Raw genomic sequence first — 1,681 nt, forward strand, 5'->3', positions numbered from 1 at the left:
TCGGTCGGCGCCGACGACTACATGACCAAACCCTTCAGCCCCCGCGAACTCATCGCCCGCATCCAGGCAATGCTGCGTCGCCCCCGGCCCTCGACCGGCGACAGCATTGCGTCTGCGTCGTCCGGCGCCGACACCGGCCGCCGTACCTTCGGATCATTGACCCTCGATGCCGCCGGACGCGAGGTGTGGGTCGACGGCGTCCCGATCGCATTGACCCGCACCGAATTCGACATCCTCGCTGCGCTGTCGGCGCACCCGAACGTCGTGTTCACCCGGGCGCAGCTCATCACCGCGGTGTGGGGGCCGAGCTGGGTCGGTGACGAACACCTGGTCGACGTGCACATCGGGCATCTGCGTCGCAAGCTCGGTGACGACGCCACCCGCGGGGTGTTCGTCCGCACCGTGCGTGGGGTCGGATACCGCATGGGAGCCGGGCAATGACGACCCCACCCGCGGCCGCAGGACGGAGGTCCGGGCGTCGCAGTGCAGGCTTCGGCAGCCGACTACTGGCCGCGCAAGCGATCGTCGTCGTCGGCGGCGCGATCAGCGCCTGGCTGGTGGCCGCCGCCGTCGCCCCGGGACTGTTCCACAATCACCTCCAGCAGGCCGGTATCGAGCACGTCTCGACCGAGGCGGCGCACGTCGAGGAGGCGTTCACTTCGGCGATGATCATCTCGTTGGCCATCGCGCTGGTGGTCTCGGCGCTGATGGCGCTGGCGGTGAGCTGGTATTTCACCCGCAGGGTGCAGCGCTCGGTCACCGGCGTGGCCACCTCGGCCACCGAGATCGCCGGCGGCCACTACGACGTGCGTCTGCCCGGCCCCGGTCTCGGCCACGAGTTCGACCAGCTCGCCGAAACATTCAACAAGCTCGCCGATCGGCTGGACTCGGTGGAAACCACCCGGCGGCGCATGCTCTCGGATCTCGCGCACGAGATGCGCACCCCGCTGGCCACACTCGATGCCCACATCGAGGCCCTCGAAGACGGCATCCGGGTTCCCGACGCCGAGACCCTCGCGGTCCTACGGTCGAGCACTGCCCGGCTCGGACGGCTTGCCGAGGACATGGGCGCCGTCTCCCGTGCCGAAGAAGGCCGGCTGTCCGTCACGCCCGCGCGCACCGACACCCGCTCCCTCGTCGACGCCGCCGTCCGCGTCGCCGCCGACCGCTACGCCGCCAAGGGCGTTGCGCTTGTCGAAGACGTCGAGCACCCCGCGGCGGTCACGGCCGACCCGGATCGGATCGGGCAGGTGCTGGGCAATCTGCTCGACAACGCCCTGCGGCACACGCCGACCGGGGGCACCGTCACCGTCACCGTCACCGCCGACGCCGGCGACCGGTGGGCCGAGATCACCGTCACCGATACCGGCGAGGGCATCGCCCCCGAACACCTGGGACATCTGTTCGACCGGTTCTACCGCGCCGACACCGCTCGCCGTTACCGGGAGGGCGGCAGCGGCATCGGGTTGACCATCGCCCGCGCCCTGGTCGAGGCCCACGGCGGTACGCTGACCGCCTCCAGCGGCGGAGCCGGAACCGGCGCCCGATTCACCGTGCGCCTGCCCACCCGCACCGGCGTGCGCGCCGCCCCGTCGCAGGGCATCAAGCACACCGGCTCCCGGAGGCAGGGATGAGGAAGCTCTCGCTCGACGCGCTCGCCCGGCACCTGGCCGCGCATGCC

At 71.3% G+C, this 1,681-nt stretch carries 2 protein-coding genes; both read left to right on the plus strand.

The window, feature by feature from the left end; translation table 11 throughout:
* Positions 1-441, plus strand: a 441-nt coding sequence (locus tag CQZ88_RS14825; RefSeq protein ID WP_146034308.1) for a response regulator transcription factor, incomplete at its 5' end; no start/stop codon positions are given.
* Positions 438-1,634: a cell wall metabolism sensor histidine kinase WalK gene (locus CQZ88_RS14830; protein WP_102799961.1), complete on the plus strand. Its 1,197-nt coding sequence runs from the start codon at positions 438-440 to the stop codon at positions 1,632-1,634. The genes CQZ88_RS14825 and CQZ88_RS14830, both read left to right, overlap by 4 nt.
* Positions 1,635-1,681: the final 47 nt, after the last annotated feature.

The organism is Rhodococcus sp. ENV425, from assembly GCF_002887785.1.
Lineage (GTDB): Bacteria > Actinomycetota > Actinomycetes > Mycobacteriales > Mycobacteriaceae > Rhodococcus > Rhodococcus aetherivorans.

Excerpts from the sequence above, each read along its gene's own strand:
- CQZ88_RS14830 (WP_102799961.1), top strand. The coding sequence starts at position 438 with ATGACGACCCCACCCGCGGCCGCAGGACGGAGGTCCGGGCGTCGCAGT.